Raw genomic sequence first — 25,243 nt, 5'->3', positions numbered from 1 at the left:
GCTACAGGTGCACGACCGGGCAGGTGAGGGTGCGGGTGATCCCGTCCACTTGCTGGACTTTGGCTACCACCATGCGACCGAGGTCGTCCACGGTGTCGGACTGCGCACGCACGATCACGTCGTAGGGACCGGTGACGTCCTCGGCATGTATCACTCCAGGGATCTTCGCGATGGTCTCGGCGACGACCGTCGCCTTGCCCACCTCGGTCTGAATAAGGATGTACGCCTGTACCACGGAACCTCCAGGGCGGCCACGAGGATCTTGTGGGGAGAAGGGACGCCACGGTATCGCGTCACCCAGTGCCGCGGGGAGACCTGCGCGTACGGCGGCACCGGCGGCGTGACGCACGGAGCGGTGAAGTTGACGTACGGGCCGAACGGACCGAGAGCGACGGCGGTCCGTGACCGCGGGCACGCAGCCGACGCAGGGGGCCGGAACCCCGGCCGGACAAGCAGGCCGGCCGGATCAGCCGGCCGCACGACGAGAGGTGGGACTCGGTGAAGGGCACCGTGGGCGAGTTGGGGGAGTTCGGACTCATCAGGGAGCTCACTTCCCGGCTCACCACCACCCCGGCGGTCCGGCTCGGGCCGGGCGACGACGCCGCGGTGGTGGCCGCACCCGACCGCAGGGTCGTGGCGAGTACGGACCTCCTCCTTGAAGGGCGGCACTTCCGCCGCGACTGGTCGACCGCGTACGACGTGGGAAGGAAGGCCGCCGCGCAGAATCTCGCCGACATCGCGGCGATGGGGGCGGTCCCGACCGCGCTGCTGCTCGGCCTGGTCGTCCCGGCCGAACTCCCGGTCACCTGGCCCACCGAACTGATGGACGGCATCCGCGACGAGTGCCAGGTCGCGGGCGCCGCGGTGGTCGGCGGCGACGTCGTACGGGGCGAGACGATCACCCTCGCGATCACCGCGCTCGGCGATCTGCGCAACCACGAGCCGGTGACCAGGTCGGGGGCGCAGCCGGGCGATGTCGTCGCGTACACGGGATGGTTGGGCTGGTCGGCCGCCGGGCACGCGGTGCTGTCGCGCGGATTCAGGTCACCACGTGCCTTCGTGGAGGCGCACCGGCGGCCCGAACCGCCGTACCACGCGGGGCCGGCGGCGGCGGGACTCGGTGCCACGGCGATGACGGACGTGAGCGACGGCCTCGTCGCCGACCTCGGGCACATCGCCGAGGCCAGCAAGGTCCGTATCGATCTGCGGTCGGGGCTCATCGACATCCCGTCGCAGATGAACGACATCGGGCAGGCGGTGGGCGTGGATCCCCTGCAGTGGGTGCTGACCGGGGGAGAGGACCACGCGATCGTCGCGACGTTCCCGCCGGACGCCAAACTGCCCGCCAGGTGGAAGGTGATCGGCGAGGTCCTCAATCCGTCGGCGCTGCCGCAGGTGACGGTCGACGGGGCGCCGTGGACGAGCAAGGGCGGCTGGGACCACTTCGGGGACTAGGGAACGGGGCGGGCCCAGTAGATTCGGGGGATGCCGATATCCCCCGCGTCCCCCGCGTCCCCCGCGTCCCCCGCGTCCCCCGCGTCCCTCGCGTCCCCCGTGCCTTCCGTACCCCCGGGCCGTGCGCCTGCCCGCGTTCTGACCGTCGCCGGGTCCGACTCGGGCGGCGGTGCGGGCATCCAGGCCGACCTCAAGACGATGCTGGCGTTCGGCGTGCACGGCATGAGCGTGCTCACGGCCGTCACGGCGCAGAACTCGCGCGGCGTGCAAGGCGCTTGGGAACTGCCGGTGGAGGCGGTACGGGCCCAGTACCGCAGCGTCGTGGACGACATCGGCGTTCAGGCGGTCAAGACCGGCATGCTCTCGTCGGCGGCGCTGGTGGAGACCGTCGCCGAACTCCTCGCCGGCACCGCCGCCCCCGTGGTCGTCGATCCGGTCGGGGTCTCCAAGCACGGGGACCCGCTGCTCGCGGCTTCGGCACTGGACTCCGTACAGAAGAGGCTGCTGCCGACGGCGACCGTCGCCACCCCCAACCTCGACGAGGTGACGCAGCTGACCGGCGTGGAGGTGCGGGACGAGAGCGAGATGCGGCGGGCGGCGGACGCGGTGCTCACCTTCGGGCCGCACTGGGTGCTGATCAAGGGCGGGCATCTGGCCGGCGACGCCGTGGATCTGCTGACGGACGGCAGCGAGGAGCACTGGCTGCGCGCCCCGCGCCACGACAACCGGCACACCCACGGGACCGGCTGCACGCTCGCCTCGGCGATCGCGGCGGGGCTGGGGACGGGGCAGGGGGTCCTGGAGGCCGTCGTCGCCGCGAAGGAGTACGTGACGGGTGCGATCGCCGCCGGCTTCGCGCTGGGCGGGGGCATCGGTCCCGTGGACCACGCCTGGCGCTTCCGCTGACGGGCTGGTCGCGCGGTCGTCCGGCGGGTCTCGGGGTCACGAGCCCTTGGGTCAACTACCGGAACACGGTGCGGCAGTTGGGCACGGTCGAGCGGGCACGGCCGGGCGGCTGGGCACGACAAAAAGCCGGTCCACCGAGGTGGACCGGCTTTCAAGGCAACCGCAGGGGCTGCGCCACGACGAGAACGTCAGCGCGAGACCTTGCCGGCCTTGATGCACGATGTGCAGACGTTGAGCCGCTTCGGCGTCCGACCGACCACGGCACGCACGCGCTGGATGTTCGGGTTCCAGCGACGGGACGTACGGCGGTGCGAGTGCGAAATGTTGTTGCCGAAGCCCGGCCCCTTGCCGCAGACGTCGCAGTTGGCAGCCACGGGTCACTCCAAAGACTTCAGGTGCACTTACGGTGAATTCCGGCGCGGCAGAATCTTTGACCGATGTCGGCTGCGCCGGGGGAGATGGCCCGACTCTCGCCGGGCAACCGGAGGAGCATACAACGCCCGATCCGGTTGAACGAAACTACCATGTCCGGACCCATCCTCGTCCCGCCCCCCTTCCCACCTGCCACTACGGTGCGGGCGGACTACTCTGCGGTGCAGTTCGCAGCCCAGGCCGCCAAGGAGGACCCCCAGGTGCCGCACATCCTCGACGCCACAGCGGTGCGTTCCTGGTGCTCGCTGGCGCTGGACGCCCTGGGCCGGGACCGCGAGGAGATCGACGCGATCAACGTCTATCCGGTCGCGGACGGGGACACCGGCACCAATCTCTATCTGACGGTGGAGTCCGCGGCGCGAGCGGTCGAGGCGGTCTTCGACGCGCACGCGACGGGGACGTCCGTACCGGACCTGCCCGACACCGTACGGGCCATGGCGCACGGGGCCCTGATCGGCGCCCGGGGCAACTCAGGGACGATCCTCGCGCAGCTGCTGCGCGGCATGGCGGAGGTGCTCGGCGAGACCCGGGAGCAGACCGCGGACGGGGGCGCGACCGGCGCCGACGGGGCGGCGGAAGGCGGCGGGGCTCATCTGGCCAGGGCGCTGCGCAGGGCGGCGCAGCTGGCGCGCGAGGCCGTCGCGCATCCGGTCGAGGGCACGATCCTCACGGTGGCGTCCGCGGCGGCCGACGCCGCCGCCCGCGCCACGGACGACGATGCGGGCGGTGCGGGCGGCGAGGGCGCGGCGGACCACGACGGTGCGGCGTACGGCGGCGACGGGGCGGCCGTCCACGCCGCGTACGCCGGGGCCCGCGTCGCGCTCGACGCGACTCCCGGCCAGCTGGCCGTCCTCGGCCGCGCCGGTGTCGTCGACGCCGGCGGACGGGGCCTGCTCGCCGTCCTGTCCGCACTCGTCGAGGCCGTCACCGGCGACGCCCCGTCCCTCGTCGCACCGGGCACGCGCCCGCACGAGCTGCCCGCCGTCGTGGAGTCCTGCGAGGCCGACGACGGCCCCGTCGGCCCCGCCTTCGAGGTGATCTACCTCCTGGAGACGGACGAGGAGGGCATCGCCCTGCTCCGCCGCCGCCTCGACGCGCTCGGTGACTCCCTCGTCGTCGTAGGCGGCGACGGGCTGTGGAACGTGCACGTGCATGTCGACGACGCCGGCGCTGCCGTGGAGGCCGGTGTCGAGGCGGGACGCCCGTACCGGATCCGCATCACGCACTTCGGCGCCGCCGCCGGGCACCGGCGGGAGCGGGCGCAGCGCGCCGTGGTGGCCGTGGTCCCGGGCGAGGGTCTCGCCGGACTGTGCGCCGAGGCCGGGGCCACGACGGTGCTGGCCCGCCCCGGGGAGCCGCCGGCCAGCGGCGAGCTGGTCGACGCCATCCGGCGCGCCCACGCGCACGAGGTGGTCCTCCTGCCGAACGACACGGAACTGCGCCACACCGCCGCCGCTGCCGCCGAGCAGGCCCGCGCCGAAGGCATCCGGGTCGCCCTCATCCCGACCAGGGCCGCCGTCCAGGGCATCGCCGCGCTCGCGGTGCACGAGCCCGACCGCCGCTTCGACGAGGACGTGGTGGCCATGACGTCGGCGGCCGGCGCCACCCGCTACGCCGAACTGGCCGTCGCCGAGCGGCAGTCCTGGACCACGGCGGGCATCTGCCAGGCCGGCGACCTGCTGGGGCTGATCGACGGCGACGTCGCGGTGATCGGCGCGGAACTCGCCTCCACCGCCGAGGCCGTTCTGAACCGGATGCTGTCGGCGGGCGGCGAACTGGTCACCCTCGTTCTCGGCGAGGACGTGCCGGACGCCCTCGCCGAGCGCCTGGAGCGCCACGTACGGGACGGACACCTGGCCGTCGACACGGTGGTCTACCGAGGCGGCCGCCAGTCGGTGCCCCTGCTGATCGGCGTCGAGTAGGCCGGGAGGGCGGCGTACGTGCGTACGGCCCGCCCCGGCCACGGCTTGCACGGGGCGCGGTACCTGTGACGATGGAGGGTAAGCGGCTCATGACAGACGCGCGCACCGCCCGAGGTGAGAGGCCGACCGATGGACGACCTGACTCTGATCGCCCGCAACCAGCTCGATGACGCCCGCGCCAGCGCCCACGGCCGCAGCGCGCATCTCTTCCTGCACGACGGACCACTGCGGCAGACGGTCATCGCGCTCACCTCCGGCTCGGCCCTCGACGAGCACAACGCGCCGCCTGCGGCCAGCCTTCAGGTACTGCACGGCCGCGTACGGCTGACGAAGAAGTCCGGCGACCAGGACATGATCGCCGGACAGGTGGGCCCGATCCCGCACGAGCGCCACGGCCTGACGGCCCTGGAGGACTGCGCTGTCCTGCTCACCGCCGTCACCGAGGTCCGGCGGGCCGGCGGCTGATCCGGCCCCGGCCCTCGCCGATCGAACCTGCCTGACCCGCCTTTCCGACCTGGGGTTGTCCACAGGTGCGCGACGGATGTCAGTGATGTGGTGTGCAATGGATCGTGTGTCCGCGCTGGATGAATCACTCACGAAGACGCTCGGCCCCGCCACCGCGAAGGTGATGGCCGAGCAGCTCGACCTGCACACGGTCGGTGATCTGCTCCACCACTACCCGAGGCGGTACGAGGAGCGGGGCCAGCTCACCCGCCTCGCCGACCTCCCCCTGGACGAGGACGTCACGGTCGTCGCCCAGGTCGCCGACTCCCGCATCCTGAAGTTCAACGGCGGCCGGGGCCAGCGGCTGGAGATCACCCTCACCGACGGCAGCGGCCGGCTCCAACTGGTCTTCTTCGGCAGGGGTATCCACAAGCCGCACAAGGATCTGCTGCCCGGCAGCCGGGGCATGTTCGCGGGCAAGGTCTCGATGTTCAACCGGAAGCTCCAGCTCGCCCATCCCACGTATGTGCCGCTCGGCAGGGACACCGGCGACGAGGCCGTCGACGACTTCGCGGGCAGGCTGATCCCGATCTACCCCGCCTGCAAGGGCCTGGAGTCCTGGAAGATCACCAAGGCGGTCGACGCGGTGCTGCCGAGGGCCACCGAGGCCGTCGACCCGCTGCCGTCCTCCCTCCGTGAGGGACGCGGCTTCGTCACACTCCCCGAAGCCCTCCTGAAGATCCACCGGCCCGACAGCAAGGCCGACGTCGCCGAGGCCAGGGACCGGCTCAAGTGGGACGAGGCGTTCGTGCTCCAGGTCGCCCTCGCCCGGCGCCGGCACGCGGACGCGGGGCTTCCCGCGGTGGCGCGGAAACCGGTCGCCGGGGGCCTGCTCGACGCCTTCGACGCCAAGCTGCCCTTCACCCTCACCGACGGCCAGTCGAAGGTCACCCGCGAGATCTTCGACGACCTGGCGACCGAGCACCCGATGCACCGCCTCCTTCAGGGCGAGGTCGGCTCCGGCAAGACGATGGTGGCACTGCGCGCGATGCTCACGGTGGTGGACGCGGGCGGCCAGGCGGCGATGCTCGCCCCGACCGAGGTCCTCGCCCAGCAGCACCACCGTTCCATCACCGAGATGATGGGTGAGCTCGCCGAGGGAGGCATGCTCGGCGGCGCGGAGACCGCCACCAAGGTGGTGCTGCTCACCGGTTCCATGGGCGCCGCCGCGCGCCGGCACGCGCTGCTGGACCTGGCCACCGGCGAGGCGGGGATCGTGATCGGCACGCACGCGCTGATCGAGGACAAGGTGCAGTTCTACGACCTTGGTCTGGTCGTCGTGGACGAGCAGCACCGCTTCGGGGTCGAGCAGCGCGACGCGCTGCGCTCCAAGGGCAAGCAGCCGCCGCATCTGCTGGTCATGACGGCGACGCCCATCCCGCGTACGGTCGCGATGACCGTCTTCGGCGACCTGGAGACGTCCGTCCTGGACCAACTGCCCGCCGGCCGCTCCCCGATCGCCACGCACGTCGTCCCGGCCCAGGACAAGCCGCACTTCCTGGCGCGTGCCTGGGAGCGGGTGCGCGAGGAGGTCGGCAAGGGGCACCAGGCGTACGTCGTCTGCCCCCGGATCGGTGACGGCGAGGACGAGCCGAAGAAGAAGGCCGCCGCCAAGGCCGCGAAGGCGGCCGAGGCCGACGGGGACAAGCGACCGCCGCTGGCCGTGCTGGACATCGCGAAGCAGCTCGCCGGCGGGCCTCTGGCCGGCCTCCGTGTCGAGGTGCTGCACGGCCGCATGCAGCCCGACGACAAGGACGACGTGATGCGCCGCTTCACGGCGGGCGAGGTCGACGTCCTGGTCGCGACCACCGTCATCGAGGTCGGCGTCAACGTGCCCAACGCCACAGCGATGGTGATCATGGACGCGGACCGGTTCGGCGTCTCACAGCTGCACCAGCTGCGCGGCCGGGTGGGGCGAGGCTCGGCCCCGGGGCTCTGCCTGCTGGTCTCCGAGATGCCGGAGGCGAGCCCCGCGCGGGCCCGTCTCGGCGCGGTCGCCTCCACCCTCGACGGTTTCGAGCTCTCCCGTATCGACCTCGAACAGCGCCGCGAGGGCGATGTCCTCGGCCAGGCCCAGTCCGGCGTCCGCTCCTCGCTGCGGATGCTCACGGTCATCGAGGACGAGGAGGTCATCGCCGCTGCCAGGGAGGAGGCCGTCACCGTGGTCGCCGAGGACCCGGAGCTCGACACCTTCCCGGAGCTGCGTACGGCGCTGGACGCCCTGCTGGACACGGAGCGGGAGCAGTATCTCGACAAGGGCTGAGCGGGCCGTGGAGCCGCGTTCAGCGGCGCCGGAGCAGGCCGTACGGCTCCGCTCAGCGGCCCCGGCGCCGCTCCGGGCGGCCTCCGTGCCGTTCCCGGCGGGCCGCTCCAGGACCGACGCCATATCGTGGGTGGCGACGCACGCGCGGCCCGCGGCCGCTCCGGCACCCCACGAACCGAGGACCCGACACCCATGACCCGCGTGATCGCCGGTGCCGCCGGCGGACGCCGTCTCGCCGTCCCCCCGGGCAACGGCACCCGCCCCACCTCCGACCGAGCGCGCGAAGGTCTCTTCTCCACCTGGGAGGCGCTGCTCGGCACCTTCGACGGCCTCCGTGTCGCCGACCTCTACGCCGGCTCCGGCGCCGTCGGCCTGGAAGCCCTCTCGCGCGGAGCCGCGCACACCCTCCTTGTGGAGGCGGACGCCCGCGCCGCCCGCACCGTCCGGGACAACGTCCGCGCGCTCGGACTGCCGGGCGCCGAGGTCCGTACGGGCAAAGCCGAGCAGATCGTGACAGGACCGGCACCGGGTGCCCCGTACGACATCGTCTTTCTCGACCCGCCGTACGCCGTCACCGATGACGATCTTCGCGAGATCCTCCTCACACTCCGCTCACAGGGCTGGCTCAATGACGAAGCCGTCGCCACCGTGGAGCGCAGCACCAGAGGTGGGGAGTTCACCTGGCCGAAGGGGTTCGAACCGTTGCGGGCACGCCGCTACGGCGAAGGAACCCTTTGGTACGGTCGCGCCGCCGCACCCGAAGACGCCCGATGACCGGACCGGAGAGCGAGGGAATTCAGTTGCGCCGCGCCGTCTGTCCGGGGTCCTTCGACCCCATCACCAATGGTCACCTCGACATCATTGGCCGTGCCTCCAAGCTGTACGACGTCGTACACGTGGCCGTGATGATCAACAAGTCCAAGAAGGGACTGTTCAGCGTCGACGAACGGATCGATCTGATCCGCCAGGTCACCGCCGAGTTCGGAAACGTCGAGGTGGAGGCTTTCCACGGCCTCCTCGTCGACTTCTGCAAGCAGCGCGACATCCCCGCCATCGTCAAGGGTCTGCGCGCGGTCAGCGACTTCGACTACGAGTTGCAGATGGCCCAGATGAACAACGGTCTGTCCGGTGTCGAGACCCTCTTCGTGCCGACCAACCCCATCTACAGTTTCCTCTCCTCCTCGCTCGTCAAAGAGGTCGCGACCTGGGGCGGGGACGTGTCCCATCTGCTGCCTCCGCTCGTGCAGGAGGCGCTGGCCGAGCGCCTGGGGAACAAGTGAGGGACGGGGCGCGGAACGGGGCGGCCGACCGGGTCCGGAACTGACGGTCCGTCATCTGGTGTCGGGCGCGCGCCGAGTGGCCGTACAGTCGTTGCGTCCGTCTCCAACCCGGCTGTAGAGAGTGGCGAGCACACGGTGGACGTGCAGAAGAAGCTCGACGAGATCGTCGACGCGGTGGGGAACGCCCGTTCCATGCCCATGTCGGCCTCCTGCGTGGTCAACCGCGGCGAACTGCTCGCGCTGCTCGACGAGGTACGGGAGGCCCTGCCAGGCTCGCTCGCGCAGGCCCAGGAACTGCTCGGCGGCCATGAGCAGCTCTCCGAGCAGGCCCGCCAGGAGGCGGAGCGCATCGTCCAGGCGGCGCACGCGGAGCGGTCCACGCTGATCTCCGAGACCGTGATCGCCCGCACCGCGCAGGAAGAGGCGGACCGCATCCTCTCCGAGGCCCGCAGGGACGCGGAGGAGATCCGCGCCGAGGCCGACGACTACGTGGACTCCAAGCTCGCGAACTTCGAGGTCGTGCTCAACAAGACCATCGGCTCCGTGGACCGAGGCCGCGAGAAGCTGCTCGGCCGCGGCCCGGGGCTCGACGAGGACGGGTTCGCCGACGAGGACGCCCCGGAGTACAGCGCCGACCCCGACACCCTGATCCGCCGCGCGGACGACTACGTCGACGCCAAGCTCGGCGCCTTCGAGGCCGTGCTCTCCAAGACCCTCGACGCGGTCGGCCGCGGCCGGCAGAAGCTGCACGGCCGGGTCGCCACCGATGACCTGGGCCTGCACATGGCGGAGCAGGACGCGGCGGGGCGCCAGGGCCACACCAGCGACGCGGACTATCTGTCCGGTCTCGCCGAGGTGCCGGGGCAGTCGCTCCAGAGCGGCGGAGCGCCCGCGCACCAGCCGATGGAGCCGGGGCCCTCGCACCAGGTCCCGGAGCAGCCGGTCCAGATCCCGATCCCCGCGCAGGCGCAGGCCCCGCAGCAGTACGCCGACCCGGCCGCCGCACAGCAGCAGTACGCCGACCCGGCCTACGGCGGCTACCAGCAGCAGGACGCGTACGCCTACCAGCAGCAGGACCCGTACGCGTACCAGCAGGCCCAGCAGCCGGTCTACGACCCCGCCGGCTACGACCCGAACTACAACCAGGGCTACGGGCAGAACTACGACCAGGCGGCGCAGGGCTGGCAGCAGCACCCCGACACCCAGGCGCAGCAGCAGCCCCAGCACCAGCAGCCGCCGCAGGACCCCCAGGGCGCCCTCGACGAGACCAGCCTTTTCGACACGAGCATGATCGACATGGAGCAGCTGCGCCGGTACGAGCAGGGCCGCTGAACCCGCGCGGTGCCCCGTACGCCCCCGGGGTCCGCGTACGACCGGATTGGGCCTACGGCGGCCCGTCAAGTATCCTGGCTCTTCGGTCGCGTGATGTCCGCGATCCGGCCGCCCCCTCGTCAAGCGACCAGGCGGCCCACCCCACGACTCGAAAGCAGGAACAGCCCTGAACGCCCGCCTCGACCACCGCAACCCCCTCGTGTTCGACACACACGAGCTGGGTCGGCGTCCCGGCGCGCTCAAGCGGCTGACCCGCTCCGCGGCGGCGCCCAAGGACTTCGGCATCGACGGCGTCATCGGAGTGCCAGAAGGCGCGCCGGTCGAGCTCAGGATGCGACTGGAGTCGGTCATGGAGGGGGTGCTCGTCACGGGCACCGCCCGTGCGACGGCCGAGGGGGAGTGCGTAAGGTGTCTGGAGCCGGTGCGCCAGGACGTGGCAGCGGACTTCCAGGAGATGTTCTCGTACCCTGACGCCGACGACCGGGGCCGCAGCAAGCAGGCGGAACCGGCCGACGACGCCGAGGACGACGAGGACAGGTTCTTCATCGAGGACGGACTGCTCGACCTCGAACCTGTGCTGCGTGATGCGGTGGTGCTCGCACTGCCGATGCAGCCGGTGTGCCGGGAGACCTGTGCCGGCCTGTGCTCCGAATGCGGAATCAGGCTGGACGAGAACCCGGACCATCACCACGACGCCGTCGACATCCGGTGGGCGTCACTGCAAGGACTCGCCGAAACCATCAAGGACGGCGAGAAGGACAACATGGACGGCGCCGACCCGGGCGCCGACGAGAAGCAGGAGAAGTAGCCGTGGCTGTTCCGAAGCGGAAGATGTCGCGCAGCAACACGCGCCACCGCCGGTCGCAGTGGAAGGCTGCGGTCCCCACCCTGGTTTCGTGTGAGCGTTGCCAGGAGCCGAAGCTCCAGCACATCGCGTGCCCGAGTTGCGGCACCTACAACAAGCGCCAGGTCCTCGAGGTCTGAGCGGCTGGTGAGAGGCTCGATGTCTGAACTGTCCAGTGCCAAGAAGGCAGACAACGTCAGCACAGCCTCGTCCCACACGCTTCTGGAAGGGCGGCTCGGCTATCAGCTGGAGTCCGCCCTTCTGGTACGTGCGCTGACCCATCGCTCGTTCGCGTACGAGAACGGCGGTCTGCCCACCAACGAACGGCTCGAATTCCTCGGGGATTCGGTGCTCGGACTGGTGGTCACCGACACGCTGTACCGCATCCACCCCGACCTGCCCGAAGGCCAACTGGCCAAGTTGCGGGCCGCGGTGGTCAATTCGCGTGCGCTGGCGCAAGTGGGGCGCGGCCTCGAACTCGGCTCCTTCATCCGGCTCGGCCGTGGTGAAGAGGGCACGGGAGGCCGGGACAAGGCGTCCATCCTCGCCGACACCCTTGAAGCGGTGATCGGCGCGGTCTATCTCGATCAGGGCCTCGACGCGGCGTCCGAGCTGGTGCACCGGCTCTTCGACCCGCTCATCGAGACGTCCTCGAACCTCGGTGCCGGTCTGGACTGGAAGACCAGTCTGCAGGAACTGACCGCGGCGGAGAGTCTCGGCGTACCCGAGTATCTCGTCACGGAGACCGGCCCGGACCACGAGAAGACCTTCACTGCTGCCGCCCGCGTCGGTGGTGTCTCGTACGGCACCGGCACCGGCCGCAGCAAGAAGGAAGCGGAACAGCAGGCCGCGGAGACCGCGTGGCGGTCCATCCGGGCCGACGCGGACGAACGGGCGGCGGCGGCGAAGGCAGTCGCCGAGACCGTGGCGGAGGCCGGTGCCGGCGCCGTTTCTGAAGAGGCCGCCGACACCTCTTCGGCGACGGCGACGGCTTCGGAGTCCGCGGACGCGGCCAAGTCCTGATCCTGGGCAGAGCTGTTACGTTCCCTTCCCGGTGCGCCCCTTGTGTCGATACGGCACGAGGGGCGCAGCTCGTGCCCGCTCCGTTCTCCGTTCCCGTCCGTGTCGGCGTTCCCAACTCCGGCCCCGTGTTCGGCCAGTTGACCCGGAACCGGCAGGATTCACCGCCCCCCACCGCCCCTGAAGGAGCATCGTGCCCGAGCTGCCCGAGGTCGAAGTCGTACGGCGCGGACTCGAACGCTGGGTCGCGGGGCGGACGGTGACCGACACACAGGTGCTGCACCCCCGCGCCGTACGGCGCCATGTGGCCGGCGGCGAGGACTTCGCCGCCCGCCTCAAGGGGCACCGTCTCGGTGTGGCCCGCCGCCGTGGCAAGTACCTCTGGCTGCCGCTCGCCGACACGGACTCATCGATCCTCGGGCACCTCGGTATGAGCGGTCAGCTCCTCGTCCAGCCGGAGTCCGCACCTGACGAGAAGCACCTGCGGATCCGGATCCGCTTCGAGGACGACCTCGGGACCGAGCTCCGCTTCGTCGACCAGCGCACCTTCGGCGGACTCTCGCTGCACGACAACACCCCCGACGGACTGCCGGACGTCATCGCCCACATCGCACGCGATCCGCTCGACCCCGAGTTCGACGACGCGGCCTTCTACGCCGCGCTGCGCCTGCGCCGTACGACGATCAAGCGCGCACTGCTCGACCAGTCCCTCATCAGCGGTGTCGGCAACATCTACGCGGACGAGGCGCTGTGGCGCGCCAAGCTCCACTACGACCGGCCGACGGCCTCGCTGCCCCGCCCCCGCGCGGTCGAGCTGCTCGGTCACGTACGGGACGTGCTGCACGCCGCGCTCGCGGACGGCGGCACCAGCTTCGACAGTCTCTACGTGAACGTGAACGGGGAGTCGGGCTACTTCGACCGCTCGCTGGACGTGTACGGCCGCGAGGGCGAACCGTGCCGACGCTGCGGCACCCTGATCCGCCGCCGCCCCTGGATGAACCGGTCGAGCTACTTCTGCCCCCGCTGCCAGCGCCCGCCCCGCACCCGCCCGCCCCGCCTCGCCCCGTAACACCGCGCCGTCCCCGTACGGCTGCGCGGTCCGGCGACATGGATGAGGCCCGCGACGTCGTACTGTCGCGGGCCTCACTCAGTTCTGCGCGTGCACGGGGGCGGCGTGGACGGGGCCGCCCCGTGGCTCAGAAGCCGAAGTCCTGCGTCCACCACGGGCCGCCGTCGGCGACGTGCGCGCCGATGCCTATGGTCTTGTAGTCGCAGTTCAGGATGTTCTCGCGATGGCCCTCACTGGCCATCCAGGACGCCATCACCGCCTGGGCGTCGGCCTGGCCCCGGGCTATGTTCTCGCCGCCCAGGTTCGTTATGCCCGCCTGGTCGGCGCGGTCCCAGGGGGTGTCGCCGTCGGGGTCGGTGTGGTCGAAGAAGCCGCGTTCGGCCATGTCCTTGCTGAACGCCTCGGCGAGACCGTTCAGGGCGTTGTCGGCACGCAGCGGCTGACAGCCGACCTTCGCCCGCTCCTGGTTGACCAGGGCGAGGACTTCCGCCTCGGCGCTGGACGGGGCGGTGGTGGACGGCGGCGGCGTCCGCGGCGGCGTGGAGACGCTCTCCCTGGTCTTGTCGGGCGTCGGCGCGCTGCCGGACGGCTTGGTGCTCGTGTTCTCGCTCCGGCTCCGTGTGGGATCGCTCTCGGGCGTGTCCGACGGCTTGGCCGGCTTGGACGGGCTCGCGGAGGCGGACGGCTTGTCCGGCGTCGTCGAGGCGGACTTCGACGGCTCCCTCGCCCCGTCGTCGCCGGTGCTTGGCGACGTGGAGGCCCCGTCCGTCGGCTCGGCGGTCGAGCCGCCCTGCTGCTGGAGTTCGGGCGCGCCCGCGGTGCGGACCTGCTCGCCCGGGAGACTGCCGCCGCCGACGGTGTACTGCTCCCCGCCGGGCAGCAGCCCGGATGCCACGGCTACGGCGCCCATGGCCATCGCCGCGGAGGCACCGAGCAGTCCGGTGCGTACGGGGGCACCGATTCCCCTCTTCCGGCCTCGGCCCCTGCCCCGGTGCCGACCTGCCGCACCGGCCGCGTGGTCCTCAGCGGCGGATGCGCCGGCCGAGCGACTATGGCGTCCCATCTGCTGCGCCTTCCTCGATGTACTCAGGTGCGCGTGATTGCTCCCGCACCGCTCGTAACGACAATGCGCTTCACCCATTCGGGTGACCCTCATTGCGACGGGACTGTACGCCAAGCGGGGTGGGTGCGAAGTGCTCACTGTCGTATTCGCCCATTAGCTTGCACGCATGAACGAAGATGTACGGATCACCGTTTGGGTGCGCGGTCGAGTACAGGGAGTCGGCTTCCGCTGGTTCACCAGGGCAAACGCTCTGGAGATCGGGGACCTGAGAGGCTTCGCCCTGAATCTGGACGACGGCAGGGTGCAGATCGTCGCCGAGGGATCGCGTGATAATTGCCACCGTTTGCTGGACTGGCTGCGTTCGGACGACACGCCCGGCCGTGTTGACGGTGTCACTGAGATCTGGGGCACACCGCGCGGCGGATACGACACCTTCGCCATCCGGTGATCATGACCGGTGGGCGCGACGCCCCGAGAGCGCGCGAACGATCTCGATCATTCCCCGTCGATCTTGAACGGGTCGAGATACGCGGGGACACGTCCGGCCGGGGAGGGGTCCGGCCTGCCTGTATGCCTCCGGCACATGCTGTCGGCAGGAACCCACCGATGGTTGCCAAGAAGCGGGGTCCCATGCCAAGCTGCCGCGTTAACAATGATCTCCACGCCCTCCGGGGCCGCAGGAGAGGCGGCGTCGCACCGCGTGTGAACGCTCGCCCCTGGGCCGCCCGGCGATGACGGGCTGTGATCGTGTTGACCGTCAAACTTTTTGGTGAGACTCTGGAAGCCCCGCGCACCTTGGCTGTTTGGCAGTAAGAAACACAGTGCGGAAGAACCTCTGCCAGCAGTGCGGGTGCGGAAATCCCTCACGACCCACACCGCTTCGGTCGGTCACTCAGTGTGGAGGCCCATCCATCATGGCAAAGGCGCTTCTCGGTTACGTCGGCGGTTCTGACCCGCGACTCCTCGCCGAGATGCGACGGCTTCAGCAGCGCGTCCAGGACCTCGAATCCGAGCTTGTACGGATCCAGTCCGAGAATGACGCGTTGAGCGCTGCCGCCGCACAGCACCATGGCGATTCGCCGTTCGACGGCATCGACATCGATGTACCCCAGGCAGAGCCGGCGCTCACCTGACAGCAGCCCCCGTCGGGGTCAGGTGAGAAACCCTCTCGCAAGAACATGCAAGGGACGCTTCGGCGTCCCTTCTTTCTTTCCCCCCGCCCCCGTAACCGGTTCTTCTCACGTCTGGTGTGCCCTGCTCATTCAGCGGTGAAACCGCGTTCGGTGATGTGAGGCAGGTAGAGTCCGGCGGCGTGCACCTCAAGGCCATGACCCTGCGTGGGTTCAAATCCTTCGCCTCCGCCACGACGCTGCGGTTCGAGCCCGGCATCACGTGCGTCGTGGGTCCGAACGGCTCGGGCAAGTCCAATGTCGTGGACGCGCTTTCCTGGGTCATGGGGGAGCAGGGGGCCAAGTCGCTTCGCGGCGGCAAGATGGAGGACGTGATCTTCGCCGGGACAACCGGTCGGCCGCCGCTCGGGCGCGCCGAGGTCTCCCTCACCATCGACAATTCCGACGGTGCGCTGCCCATCGACTACGCCGAAGTCACCATTACGCGGATCATGTTCCGCAACGGCGGCAGCGAATACCAGCTCAACGGCGACACCTGCCGGCTGCTCGACATCCAGGAACTGCTTTCGGACTCCGGTATCGGCCGCGAGATGCATGTCATCGTCGGCCAGGGACAACTCGATTCCGTCCTGCACGCCGATCCGATGGGGCGCAGGGCATTCATCGAAGAGGCCGCGGGCGTCCTGAAGCACCGTAAGCGCAAGGAGAAGGCGCTGCGGAAGCTGGACGCGATGCAGGCCAACCTCGCGCGGGTGCAGGACCTGACGGACGAACTGCGGCGACAGCTCAAGCCGTTGGGGCGACAGGCCGCCGTGGCACGGCGTGCCGCCGTCATCCAGGCGGACCTGCGCGACGCGCGGCTGCGTCTGCTCGCCGACGACCTGGTGAAGCTGCGTGACGCCCTTCGTACGGAGGTCGCCGACGAGGCGGCACTCAAGCAGCGCAAGGAGGAGGCGGAACTCCGGCTCAGGAACGCGCTGGCACGCGAGGCGGAGCTGGAGGAGGAGGTACGGCGGCTGGCGCCGAGACTCCAGCGCGCACAGCAGACCTGGTACGAGCTCTCCCAGCTGGCCGAGCGGGTACGGGGCACCATCTCGCTGGCCGACGCCCGGGTGAAGAGCGCCACCGCCACGCCGGACGACGAGCGGCGCGGGCGGGATCCGGAGGACATGGAGCGTGAGGCCGCCCGCATCCGTGAGCAGGAGGCGGAACTGGAGGCCGCGCTGGAAGCGGCGGAGCGCGCGCTGGAGGACACCGTCGCGCACCGTTCCGACCTTGAGCGCGAGCTGGTGGCGGAGGAGCGCCGTCTCAAGGATGTGGCGCGGGCGATCGCCGACCGGCGGGAGGGGCTCGCCCGGTTGAACGGGCAGGTGAACGCCGCGCGCAGCCGCGCCGCGTCCGCGCAGGCCGAGATCGGCCGGCTCGCCGAGGCCCGCGACGGGGCGCGGGAGCGCGCGGCCGCCGCGCAGGAGGAGTACGAGCAACTCAAGGCCGAGGTCGACGGCCTGGACGCCGACGACCGGGAACTGGGCGAGCGCCACGACGAGGCGAAGCGGTCGCTGGCCGAGGCGGAGGGCGCGCTGACGGCGGCGCGCGAGGCGGCCACGGCCGCCGAACGCGCACGCGCAGCCCTCTCCGCCCGCCACGACGCGCTCGCCCTCGGGCTGCGCCGCAAGGACGGCAGCGGCGCGCTGCTGGGCGCGCGGGACCGTCTCGCCGGTCTCCTGGGTCCCGCCGCGGAACTGCTCACCGTCACCCCGGGCTTCGAGGTCCCGGTGGCCGCGGCACTCGGTGCGGCGGCCGACGCGATCGCGGTGACCGACGCGACGACGGCGGCCGACGCCATCCGCCTGCTGCGTAAAGAGGACGCGGGGCGGGCCTCCCTGCTGCTGGGCGGCGAGCCGCCCGCGCGGTCGGCCGCGGTGCCGGGGCGGGCCACGGAGCCGGGCGCTTCCGGCGACGGGGCCCCGGCTGACGCGACCGGCTCCGGTACGACGCCGGGCCTGCCCGGACAGGCCGGCGCCGGGACACCGGGCGGCGACGCCGCCCCGTACGGCGGGGCGGACGCGGGACCGGGCCAGGACTGCGAGGCCGCCGCCGCGTCCGGAGCCGTACCCGGCCAGGTGGAGGGAGCGCGTGACGTTCCCGTCACCGGCGCCACCGGCGGCGGCGCCCACGGGGCCGCCCACCCCCGCCCCGTGCACGCCGCCACCCCCGTCACCGACCTGGCCGTGCCCCGCGTCGTCGACCTCGTACGGGGCCCCGACGCCCTCATGAGCGCCGTACGACGGCTCGTCCGGGACATGGTCGTCGTGGCGACCCTGGAGGAGGCCGAGGAGCTTGTCGTCGCCCACCCCGCACTGACCGCCGTCACGGCGGAGGGCGACCTCCTCGGCTCGCACTTCGCCCACGGCGGCTCCGCCGGGGCGCCCAGCCTGCTGGAGGTGCAGGCATCCGTCGACGAGGCCGCCACCGAGCTGGCCGAGCTGGCCGTACGGTGCGAGGAGTTGGCCGACGCGCAGCGCCGGGCGACCGGCCGCCGTACCGAATGCGCGGCACTCGTGGAGGAGTTGGGGGAGCGGCGGCGGGCCGCCGACCGGGAGAAGTCCGCCGTCTCCGGCCGGCTGGGCCGCCTCGCCGGCCAGGCACGGGGCGCCGCGGGCGAGGCCGAGCGGACCTCGGCCGCCGCCGCCAAGGCCCAGGACGCCCTGGACCGGGCCGCGGAGGAGGCGGAGGTGCTGGCGGAGCGCCTGCTCGTCGCGGAGGAGGCACCCGCCGAGGAGGAGCCGGACACGTCCGTACGGGACCGGCTCGCCGCCGACGGGGCCAACGCCCGCCAGACCGAGATGGAGGCGCGGCTCCAGGTCCGTACCCACGAGGAGAGGGTCAAGGGACTCGCCGGCCGCGCGGACTCGCTCGACCGGGGCGCCCGCGCCGAGCGCGAGGCACGGGCCCGCGCCGAACAGCGGCGGGCCAGACTGCGCCACGAGGCGGCCGTCGCCGGCGCTGTCGCCTCCGGTGCCAGGCAACTGCTGGCGCACGTCGAGGTGTCGGTCGTACGCGCCGACGAGGAACGCACGGCGGCCGATGCGGCGAAGGCGGGCCGCGAACAGGAACTGGTCGCCGAGCGGAACCAGGGGCGCGATCTCAAGAACGAACTCGACAAACTCACCGACTCGGTGCACCGGGGCGAGGTCCTGGGCGCCGAGAAGCGGATGAGGATCGAGCAGCTGGAGGCCAAGGCCCTGGAGGAGCTCGGCGTCGAGCCGGCCGGACTGATCGCCGAGTACGGCCCGGACCAGCTCGTACCGCCGTCCCTGCCCGCCGAGGGCGAGGAACTGCCGGAGGACCCCGAGGACCCCCGCAATCAGCCACGGCGGTACGTACGGGGCGAGCAGGAGAAGCGGCTCCGGTCGGCCGAAAGGGCGTATCAGCAACTCGGGAAGGTGAACCCGCTCGCCCTGGAGGAGTTCGCGGCGCTGGAGGAACGGCACAAGTTCCTCTCCGAACAGCTCGAAGACCTCAAGAAGACCCGCGCCGATCTGCTCCAGGTCGTCAAGGAGGTCGACGAGCGGGTCGAGCAGGTCTTCACGGAGGCGTACCGGGACACGGCCCTTCAGTTCGAGGGAGTCTTCTCGCGGCTCTTCCCCGGCGGCGAGGGGCGCCTCATCCTCACGGATCCCGACAACATGCTCACCAGCGGTGTGGACGTCGAGGCCCGGCCGCCGGGCAAGAAGGTCAAACGGCTCTCCCTGCTGTCCGGCGGCGAGCGGTCGCTGACCGCCGTGGCGCTGCTGGTGTCGATCTTCAAGGCGAGGCCGAGCCCGTTCTACGTGATGGACGAGGTCGAGGCCGCGCTGGACGACACCAACCTCCAGCGGCTGATCCGGATCATGCAGGAACTCCAGGAGAGCTCCCAGCTGATTGTGATCACCCATCAGAAGCGCACGATGGAGGTCGCCGACGCGCTGTACGGCGTCTCCATGCAGGGTGACGGGGTCTCCAAGGTGATCAGCCAGCGGCTGCGCTGAACGTCACCGCCGACTGCGCTGAACGGCCCACCGCGGCTGGTGGGCGGGGCGGAGCCGTGCCCCACTGGGAGGGCTTTCCACCCCACCCGGCGCGTCCGTTCCGGGCGGCCACAGGAGCCCATGTGACGAGTACAGCGCAGTCGCCTCGGCCCGGGGGCAAACCGCCCCTTCCCGAGCACTTCGGCCACGTCATCTTCATCACGGCGTCCGCCGCCATGGGCGGCTTCCTCTTCGGCTACGACAGCTCCGTCATCAACGGCGCCGTCCAGGCCATCAGGGACCGCTACGACATCGGCTCCGGTGAACTGGCCCAGGTGATCGCCGCCGCGCTGATCGGCTCCGCCATCGGCGCCGCCACGGCGGGCCGGATCGCCGACCGGATCGGCCGTATCCGCTGTATGCAGATCTCGGCCGTGGTGTTCACCATCAGCGCCGTGGGCTCGGCCCTGCCGTTCGCGCTCTGGGACCTCGCCATGTGGCGGGTCATCGGCGGGTTCGCCATCGGTATGGCCTCCGTCATCGGCCCCGCGTACATCGCGGAGGTCTCGCCACCCGCGTACCGCGGCAGGCTCACCTCGTTCCAGCAGGCGGCGATCGTCCTCGGCATCGCCGTCTCACAGCTGGTGAACTACGGCATCCTGAACATCGCCGACGGCGACCAGCGGGGCGACATCGGCGGCCTGGAGGCCTGGCAGTGGATGCTCGGCGTGATGGTCGTCCCGGCGATCCTCTACGGAGTGCTCTCCTTCCTGATCCCCGAGTCGCCCCGCTACCTGATCTCCGTCGGCAGGAGCGGAGCGGCGAAGGACGTGCTCGCCGAGGTCGAGGACAAGAGCGTCGACCTGGACGCGCGGGTCGAGGAGATCGAACTCAACCTCCGTAAGGAGCACAAGCCGACGTTCAAGGACCTGCTCGGCAGGGTGGGCTTCCTGCCGGTCGTCTGGATCGGCATCGGCCTCTCCGCGCTCCAGCAGCTCGTCGGCATCAACGTGATCTTCTACTACAGCGCGTCGCTGTGGCAGTCCGTCGGCATCGACCCCACCAGCTCGTTCTTCTACTCGTTCACCTCGTCGATCGTGAACATCATCGGCACCGTCATCGCGATGCTCTTCGTCGACCGGATCGGCCGCCGGCCGCTGCTGCTGATCGGCTCCGTCGGCATGACGCTGTCGCTGGGGCTGGCCTCCTGGGCTTTCTCGTACAAGAGCGGCAGCGGCACCAACATCTCCATCCCCAACGCCCAGGGCACGGTGGCGCTCGCCGCCGCCCACTCCTTCGTGCTCTTCTTCGCGCTGTCCTGGGGCGTCGTCGTCTGGGTGCTGCTCGGCGAGATGTTCCCCGGCAGGCTCCGGGCCGCCGCGCTGGGCGTGGCCGCGTCGGCGCAGTGGATCGCCAACTGGGCGGTCACCGCCTCGTTCCCGACCCTGTCCGACTGGGATCTCTCGGGCGCCTACGTGATCTACTCCGCCTTCGCGCTGCTCTCGATCTTCTTCGTCCTGAAGTGGGTTCCCGAGACCAAGGGCAAGGCGCTGGAGGAGATGGGCTGACCAGCCCTGTTCCCGGGATCGCGCGCCCCGTCGGGGCCCGGGATCTCCCCACCGCCCCAAGGCGGCCGCCGCCTGCGAAGATGACGTGGTGGACATCGTCATTCTTGCCGTAGTCATCGCCCTGGTCGTCGTCGGCGTGATCAGCGGGTTCGTGGTCACCAGCCGCAGGAAGAAGCAGCGGCCGCCCAAGGCACCGTCGAGCACGCCGACCATCACGACCCCGCCCGCCGAGCCGCACGTCGGCGACGAGGCGGGGCCGTCGCGGGAGGAATCCCGCCGCACCATCGAGGAGGTGGGCCTTCCCGAGGCGACCGCGACGCCGCCCGCCGTCGAGGACCCCGTCGTGGCCGCCCCGCCGGTGGCGATCGAGGTCCCGGAACCGTCCGCGGGCCGTCTGGTCAGACTGCGGGCCCGGCTCGCCCGCTCGCAGAACACCCTCGGCAAGGGGCTGCTCACGCTCCTCTCGCGCGAGCACCTCGACGAGGAGACGTGGGAGGAGATCGAGGACACCCTGCTGACCGCCGACGTCGGCGTCGCACCCACGCACGAGCTGGTGGAGCGGCTGCGTGAGCGGGTCAGGGTGCTCGGTACGCGTACGCCCGACGAGCTGCGGTCGCTGCTGCGCGAGGAACTGCTCGCTCTCCTCCGTACGGACTTCGACCGCGCCGTGAAGACCGAGAGCGGTCTGGACACCCCGGGTGTCATGATGGTCGTCGGAGTCAACGGCACCGGCAAGACCACCACGACGGGCAAGCTGGCGCGGGTCCTGGTGGCCGACGGCAGGTCGGTCGTGCTCGGCGCCGCCGACACCTTCCGAGCCGCCGCCGCCGATCAGCTCCAGACGTGGGGCGAGCGCGTGGGCGCGCGTACGGTGCGCGGCCCCGAGGGCGGCGACCCGGCGTCGATCGCTTTCGACGCGGTCAAGGAAGGCATCGCCGAGGGGGCGGACGTCGTCCTGATCGACACGGCAGGGCGGCTGCACACCAAGACCGGGCTCATGGACGAGCTCGGCAAGGTCAAGCGGGTCGTGGAGAAGCACGGTCCGCTGGACGAGGTGCTGCTGGTCCTGGACGCGACGACGGGGCAGAACGGCCTCGTACAGGCGCGGGTGTTCGCCGAGGTCGTGGACATCACCGGCATCGTGCTGACCAAGATGGACGGCACCGCCAAGGGCGGCATCGTGATCGCGGTCCAGCGTGAACTGGGCGTGCCCGTCAAGCTGATCGGGCTGGGCGAGGGGGCGGACGACCTGGCGCCGTTCGAGCCCGAGGCGTTCGTCGACGCGCTGATCGGCGGCTGAAAGGCACCGTACGACCGCAGTACGAGCGCCGCAGGGGCGCCGTACGAGGCGCGTACGGGGCACCCTTGGCACCGTACGAAGAAAGGGCCCTCCCGCGTGTGCGCATGCGGTGGGGCCCTTCGTACGGAGCCGGCGGAGCGAACGGGGGGACGGGGCGACGGAGCGGGACGACGGGGCGGGGCGGCGACGTGCCGGACGGCGTCGCGGTCGGGGGAACGGCGGGCCGGCTCAGTCGCAGCCGGGCGAGCGATGGCAGACGTACGCCAGGGTCCCGAGCAGCAGCCGCGCCTGGGGCGGGTCCGCCGCCGTGTCCAGGACCGGCGCCCGGAGCCAGCGGACGGGCCCGAGGCCGCCGAGATCGGACGGGGGGGCCGTGACATGGTCGCCCGCGCCCAGACAGCGCAGATCGAGACCGGCGTCGTCCCAGCCCATCCGGTAGAGCAGCTGCGGCAGTTCGGCCGCGGCGCCCGGTGCGACGAAGAAGTGCGCCCGCCCCGTGGGGGTGGCGGTGACGGGGCCCAGGGGCAGCCCCATCCGCTCCAGCCTGACCAGGGCGCGGCGGCCCGCCGGTTCGGCGACGTCGATGATGTCGAAGGTGCGCCCCACGGGCAGCAGAACGGCCGCCCCCGGCGTCTCGGACCAGGCCTTGGCGGCATCGTCCAGCGTGGCGCCCGCCGGGACCTCCAGCGCGGGGTCCAGCGGATGCGCGCCGGGGGCGCGGCACCGTTCGGCGCCGCAGGAGCAGCGGCCCGCCACGGCGCGCGCGCCGGGGGCGACGTCCCAGCCCCAGAGCCCTGTGTACTCGGCCACTGTCGTGCACTCGGTGGTGCGGCCGCGGCGCCGTGAACCGGACCGCATCTCCCGGATTCCGCCGATCGTGAAGCCCATGCCCCCTCCAACGGGTCGAACTCGCGGGTAGTTACGATGTGGAGTCGTGTTGTGACCCTCCGTCGACATCTTGTCGTTCGGCCCTCGTGTCGGCGGCGCGGGGTGGCGCCAGGGGTGGTGCGTCCGGCTCCGTACGCCCCCTGCGTGCAACGCTCCGCCGGTTCCTGATCGCCGTCCGTCAAGTGAATCGCGCCCGGCCGCAGCCGAGTTCATTCGAAGGGGTGGCGAATGGTGGCGTTTGCGGAATGACCCTCGCGGGAGGGGTGATCGTAGGATTACTTTGAGTGCACGAACGGTGAGAAGTCGCACGTTCGTGGTTATGCCGCGGGCAACTCGGTTTCCTGTTCGAAGGAGCGAGATCTCCGGACAGACGGCCGTAACTGACGGCATTCTGGTAGAAGTTCGCGCGACAGGGCTTCGGTGGATGGGGGCGTTCCAGTGGGCGGCAGCGGCGCAGACGGTACGGCTACCGGCAAGCGCCCGAACGAGCAGTTGAGTTCGTGGTTCAGGCGTAGTGGCTGGTCCAAGGGCGAACTCGCGCGCCAGGTCAACCGCAGGGCCCGGCAGATGGGCGCGCACCACATCAGCACCGACACCTCGCGGGTGCGCCGCTGGCTCGACGGCGAACAGCCGCGGGAGCCCATCCCGCGCATTCTCTCTGAGTTGTTCTCCGAGCGATTCGGCGCCGTTGTCACGGTCGAGGACCTGGGACTGCGCTCCGCCCACCAGTCACCCTCGGTGTCAGGCGTCGATCTGCCCTGGGCGGCGCCCCAGACCATCTCCCTCATCAGCGAGTTCTCGCGCAGTGACCTGATGCTGGCGCGGCGCGGCTTCCTGGGGACGTCGCTCGCACTCGCCGCCGGCCCCGCCCTCATCGAGCCGATGCAACGGTGGCTGGTGCCCACCTCGCCGGCCGACCAGGATGACGACGCCGGCGCCCCGGGGGGGCGCCGCCACTCCCGCCTCTCCATGCCGGAGTTGGACCTGCTGGAGTCCACCACGGTGATGTTCCGTCAGTGGGACGCGCAGTGCGGCGGGGGTCTGCGCCGCAAGGCGGTCGTGGGCCAGCTCCACGAGGTGACGGACCTTCTTCAGGAGCCGCAGTCCGACGTCACCGCGCGGCGGCTCTTCAGGTGCGCGGCCGAACTGTCCGAGCTGGCCGGCTGGATGAGCTACGACGTCGGCCTCCAGCCCAACGCCCAGAAGTACTTCGTGCTCGCCCTGCACGCCGCCAAGGAGGCGGGGGACAAGGCCCTGGGGTCGTACATCCTCTCCTCGATGAGCCGCCAGATGATCCATGTCGGCCGCCCCGACGACGCGTTGGAACTCATCCATCTCGCCCAGTACGGCAGCAGGGACTGCGCCACGGCCCGTACGCAGTCGATGCTGTACGCGATGGAGGCGCGGGCCTACGCCAACATGGGGCAGCCGGGCAAGTGCAAGCGCGCCGTGCGGATGGCGGAGAACACCTTCGCCGACGCCGGGGACGACGGCGAGCCGGAGCCCGACTGGATCCGGTTCTTCTCCGAGGCCGAGCTCAACGGTGAGAACGCGCACTCCTACCGCGACCTCGCGTACGTGGCCGGGCGCAGCCCGACGTACGCCTCGCTCGCCGAGCCCGTCATGGAGCGCGCCGTCCAGCTCTTCGAGAAGGACGAGGAGCACCAGCGGTCATACGCGCTGAACCTCGTCGGGATGGCCACCGTCCACCTTCTGAAGAGGGAGCCCGAGCGGTCGACCCCTCTTATCGAGGAGGCGCTCGGCATCGCCAAGAAGGTGCGCTCCGAGCGCGTCAACACCCGGCTGCGCAAAACGGTGTCCACGGCCACCCGGGACTTCGGGGAGCTCTCCGAGATCAACCAGCTCACCGAGCAGCTCACGGAGGAACTCCCGGAGGCCGCTGAAGCCGTCTGAGCGCCCCGTGGAGGGCGCCGCGGAAGCCACTGGGGCATTATCTTCCCCAGACCCCCCGTTCCCCCACGTATCCCGTGCCTCCGGCCGCGGCACTCGCCCGTACGGCCGGCACGGCTTCCCCCCGCCACGCCACACGGGTGACCGTCGCGGCCGGATTCTGCCATCGCCGCACCTCGCGACACGTCAGTTCATCAAGGCGTAACACTCCGGTCGACTTCGTCACTGACGTGAAACATCGGGCGGCATCGACCGAAATCACCCCACGTCAATCTCCTCACCACCAGTCGGCCCAGAGAAGTAAGAGCATCCGCACCGGGCCGTATTTCCCACCCACGAGGAGACG

The 25,243-nt window shown here is 71.0% G+C and carries 22 protein-coding genes; 18 read left to right on the top strand and 4 right to left on the bottom strand.

The window, feature by feature from the left end; genetic code table 11:
- Position 1: 1 nt before the first annotated feature.
- Positions 2 to 235, bottom strand: coding sequence for an Lrp/AsnC family transcriptional regulator (locus tag IEY79_RS00680; protein WP_189105243.1), 234 nt, complete (start codon positions 233 to 235; stop codon positions 2 to 4).
- Positions 236 to 498: 263 nt separating this feature from the next.
- On the opposite strand from IEY79_RS00680, the gene IEY79_RS00675 reads away from it, so the two are divergent.
- Positions 499 to 1,455: a thiamine-phosphate kinase gene (locus IEY79_RS00675; protein ID WP_189105242.1), complete on the top strand. Its 957-nt coding sequence runs from the start codon at positions 499 to 501 to the stop codon at positions 1,453 to 1,455.
- Between the two features lie 30 nt (positions 1,456 to 1,485).
- Entirely contained in the window at positions 1,486 to 2,361 is an 876-nt protein-coding gene (gene thiD, locus IEY79_RS00670) for a bifunctional hydroxymethylpyrimidine kinase/phosphomethylpyrimidine kinase (protein WP_189105241.1), read from the top strand.
- A gap of 188 nt (positions 2,362 to 2,549) precedes the next feature.
- On the opposite strand, the gene rpmB is transcribed toward thiD, so the two are convergent.
- A complete protein-coding gene (gene rpmB, locus IEY79_RS00665) occupies positions 2,550 to 2,735 on the bottom strand; it encodes a 50S ribosomal protein L28 (protein ID WP_003957616.1) in 186 nt (61 codons plus the stop codon).
- 219 nt (positions 2,736 to 2,954) lie between these two features.
- On the opposite strand from rpmB, the gene fakA reads away from it, so the two are divergent.
- From fakA to mutM, 10 genes are all read left to right on the top strand, one after another.
- A complete protein-coding gene (gene fakA / locus IEY79_RS00660) occupies positions 2,955 to 4,715 on the top strand; it encodes a DAK2 domain-containing protein (RefSeq protein WP_229700546.1) in 1,761 nt (586 codons plus the stop codon).
- A 129-nt stretch (positions 4,716 to 4,844) separates the two neighbouring features.
- Complete coding sequence (locus IEY79_RS00655) at positions 4,845 to 5,180, top strand: cupin domain-containing protein (RefSeq protein WP_189105239.1); 336 nt, start codon at positions 4,845 to 4,847, stop codon at positions 5,178 to 5,180.
- A 97-nt stretch (positions 5,181 to 5,277) separates the two neighbouring features.
- A complete protein-coding gene (recG, locus tag IEY79_RS00650) occupies positions 5,278 to 7,482 on the top strand; it encodes an ATP-dependent DNA helicase RecG (RefSeq protein WP_189105238.1) in 2,205 nt (734 codons plus the stop codon).
- 192 nt (positions 7,483 to 7,674) lie between these two features.
- The gene (rsmD, locus tag IEY79_RS00645) at positions 7,675 to 8,256 is read left to right on the top strand and encodes a 16S rRNA (guanine(966)-N(2))-methyltransferase RsmD (protein ID WP_189105237.1); all 582 of its coding nucleotides are present in this window, start codon (positions 7,675 to 7,677) and stop codon (positions 8,254 to 8,256) included.
- 26 nt (positions 8,257 to 8,282) lie between these two features.
- Positions 8,283 to 8,762, top strand: a complete 480-nt coding sequence (gene coaD / locus IEY79_RS00640) for a pantetheine-phosphate adenylyltransferase (protein WP_189105600.1) — start codon at positions 8,283 to 8,285, stop codon at positions 8,760 to 8,762.
- 135 nt (positions 8,763 to 8,897) lie between these two features.
- On the top strand, positions 8,898 to 10,094 hold the full coding sequence (locus IEY79_RS00635; protein ID WP_189105236.1) for a F0F1 ATP synthase subunit B: 1,197 nt from the start codon (positions 8,898 to 8,900) through the stop codon (positions 10,092 to 10,094).
- Between the two features lie 199 nt (positions 10,095 to 10,293).
- Positions 10,294 to 10,902, top strand: coding sequence for a YceD family protein (locus IEY79_RS00630; RefSeq protein WP_229700545.1), 609 nt, complete (start codon positions 10,294 to 10,296; stop codon positions 10,900 to 10,902).
- Between the two features lie 2 nt (positions 10,903 to 10,904).
- Entirely contained in the window at positions 10,905 to 11,078 is a 174-nt protein-coding gene (rpmF, locus tag IEY79_RS00625) for a 50S ribosomal protein L32 (RefSeq protein WP_003965982.1), read from the top strand.
- A gap of 19 nt (positions 11,079 to 11,097) precedes the next feature.
- On the top strand, positions 11,098 to 11,961 hold the full coding sequence (gene rnc / locus IEY79_RS00620; protein WP_189105235.1) for a ribonuclease III: 864 nt from the start codon (positions 11,098 to 11,100) through the stop codon (positions 11,959 to 11,961).
- A 190-nt stretch (positions 11,962 to 12,151) separates the two neighbouring features.
- On the top strand, positions 12,152 to 13,027 hold the full coding sequence (gene mutM / locus IEY79_RS00615; RefSeq protein ID WP_189105234.1) for a bifunctional DNA-formamidopyrimidine glycosylase/DNA-(apurinic or apyrimidinic site) lyase: 876 nt from the start codon (positions 12,152 to 12,154) through the stop codon (positions 13,025 to 13,027).
- A gap of 127 nt (positions 13,028 to 13,154) precedes the next feature.
- Here mutM and IEY79_RS00610 read toward each other — a convergent pair whose 3' ends face one another.
- Positions 13,155 to 14,090: a CAP domain-containing protein gene (locus IEY79_RS00610; RefSeq protein WP_189105233.1), complete on the bottom strand. Its 936-nt coding sequence runs from the start codon at positions 14,088 to 14,090 to the stop codon at positions 13,155 to 13,157.
- Between the two features lie 166 nt (positions 14,091 to 14,256).
- Here IEY79_RS00610 and IEY79_RS00605 point away from each other — a divergent pair, with 166 nt between their 5' ends.
- The 5 genes from IEY79_RS00605 to ftsY all read left to right on the top strand — a co-directional run bounded on the left by IEY79_RS00605 (position 14,257) and on the right by ftsY (position 22,098).
- Positions 14,257 to 14,538 (top strand): acylphosphatase, encoded by a 282-nt coding sequence (locus IEY79_RS00605; RefSeq protein WP_189105232.1) that lies wholly within the window; start codon positions 14,257 to 14,259, stop codon positions 14,536 to 14,538.
- Positions 14,539 to 15,004: 466 nt separating this feature from the next.
- Positions 15,005 to 15,223 (top strand): hypothetical protein, encoded by a 219-nt coding sequence (locus IEY79_RS00600; protein WP_189105231.1) that lies wholly within the window; start codon positions 15,005 to 15,007, stop codon positions 15,221 to 15,223.
- A 179-nt stretch (positions 15,224 to 15,402) separates the two neighbouring features.
- A complete protein-coding gene (locus IEY79_RS00595; RefSeq protein WP_189105230.1) occupies positions 15,403 to 19,251 on the top strand; it encodes an SMC hinge domain-related protein in 3,849 nt (1,282 codons plus the stop codon).
- Between the two features lie 122 nt (positions 19,252 to 19,373).
- Positions 19,374 to 20,798 (top strand): sugar porter family MFS transporter, encoded by a 1,425-nt coding sequence (locus tag IEY79_RS00590; RefSeq protein WP_189105229.1) that lies wholly within the window; start codon positions 19,374 to 19,376, stop codon positions 20,796 to 20,798.
- Between the two features lie 88 nt (positions 20,799 to 20,886).
- Positions 20,887 to 22,098, top strand: a complete 1,212-nt coding sequence (ftsY, locus tag IEY79_RS00585; protein ID WP_189105228.1) for a signal recognition particle-docking protein FtsY — start codon at positions 20,887 to 20,889, stop codon at positions 22,096 to 22,098.
- A gap of 228 nt (positions 22,099 to 22,326) precedes the next feature.
- Here ftsY and IEY79_RS00580 read toward each other — a convergent pair whose 3' ends face one another.
- Complete coding sequence (locus IEY79_RS00580) at positions 22,327 to 22,986, bottom strand: bifunctional DNA primase/polymerase (protein ID WP_189105227.1); 660 nt, start codon at positions 22,984 to 22,986, stop codon at positions 22,327 to 22,329.
- A 438-nt stretch (positions 22,987 to 23,424) separates the two neighbouring features.
- On the opposite strand from IEY79_RS00580, the gene nsdA reads away from it, so the two are divergent.
- On the top strand, positions 23,425 to 24,900 hold the full coding sequence (gene nsdA / locus IEY79_RS00575; protein ID WP_189105226.1) for a transcriptional repressor NsdA: 1,476 nt from the start codon (positions 23,425 to 23,427) through the stop codon (positions 24,898 to 24,900).
- Positions 24,901 to 25,243 lie beyond the last annotated feature (343 nt).

It is taken from the genome of Streptomyces camponoticapitis (assembly GCF_014646115.1).
Lineage (GTDB): Bacteria > Actinomycetota > Actinomycetes > Streptomycetales > Streptomycetaceae > Streptomyces > Streptomyces camponoticapitis.
Note: the sequence above shows the minus strand (reverse complement) of the source record. Positions and strands in the feature narration are given on the sequence as shown.

What these genes read in the sequence shown, in the direction of transcription:
- rsmD (WP_189105237.1), top strand. Translation starts at nt 7,675, where the DNA reads ATGACCCGCGTGATCGCCGGTGCCGCCGGCGGACGCCGTCTCGCCGTC.
- rnc (WP_189105235.1), top strand. Translation starts at nt 11,098, where the DNA reads ATGTCTGAACTGTCCAGTGCCAAGAAGGCAGACAACGTCAGCACAGCC.
- IEY79_RS00655 (WP_189105239.1), top strand. Translation starts at nt 4,845, where the DNA reads ATGGACGACCTGACTCTGATCGCCCGCAACCAGCTCGATGACGCCCGC.
- thiD (WP_189105241.1), top strand. Translation starts at nt 1,486, where the DNA reads ATGCCGATATCCCCCGCGTCCCCCGCGTCCCCCGCGTCCCCCGCGTCC.
- recG (WP_189105238.1), top strand. Translation starts at nt 5,278, where the DNA reads ATGGATCGTGTGTCCGCGCTGGATGAATCACTCACGAAGACGCTCGGC.
- IEY79_RS00600 (WP_189105231.1), top strand. Translation starts at nt 15,005, where the DNA reads ATGGCAAAGGCGCTTCTCGGTTACGTCGGCGGTTCTGACCCGCGACTC.
- IEY79_RS00610 (WP_189105233.1), bottom strand. Translation starts at nt 14,090, where the DNA reads ATGGGACGCCATAGTCGCTCGGCCGGCGCATCCGCCGCTGAGGACCAC.
- IEY79_RS00605 (WP_189105232.1), top strand. Translation starts at nt 14,257, where the DNA reads ATGAACGAAGATGTACGGATCACCGTTTGGGTGCGCGGTCGAGTACAG.
- IEY79_RS00580 (WP_189105227.1), bottom strand. Translation starts at nt 22,986, where the DNA reads ATGGGCTTCACGATCGGCGGAATCCGGGAGATGCGGTCCGGTTCACGG.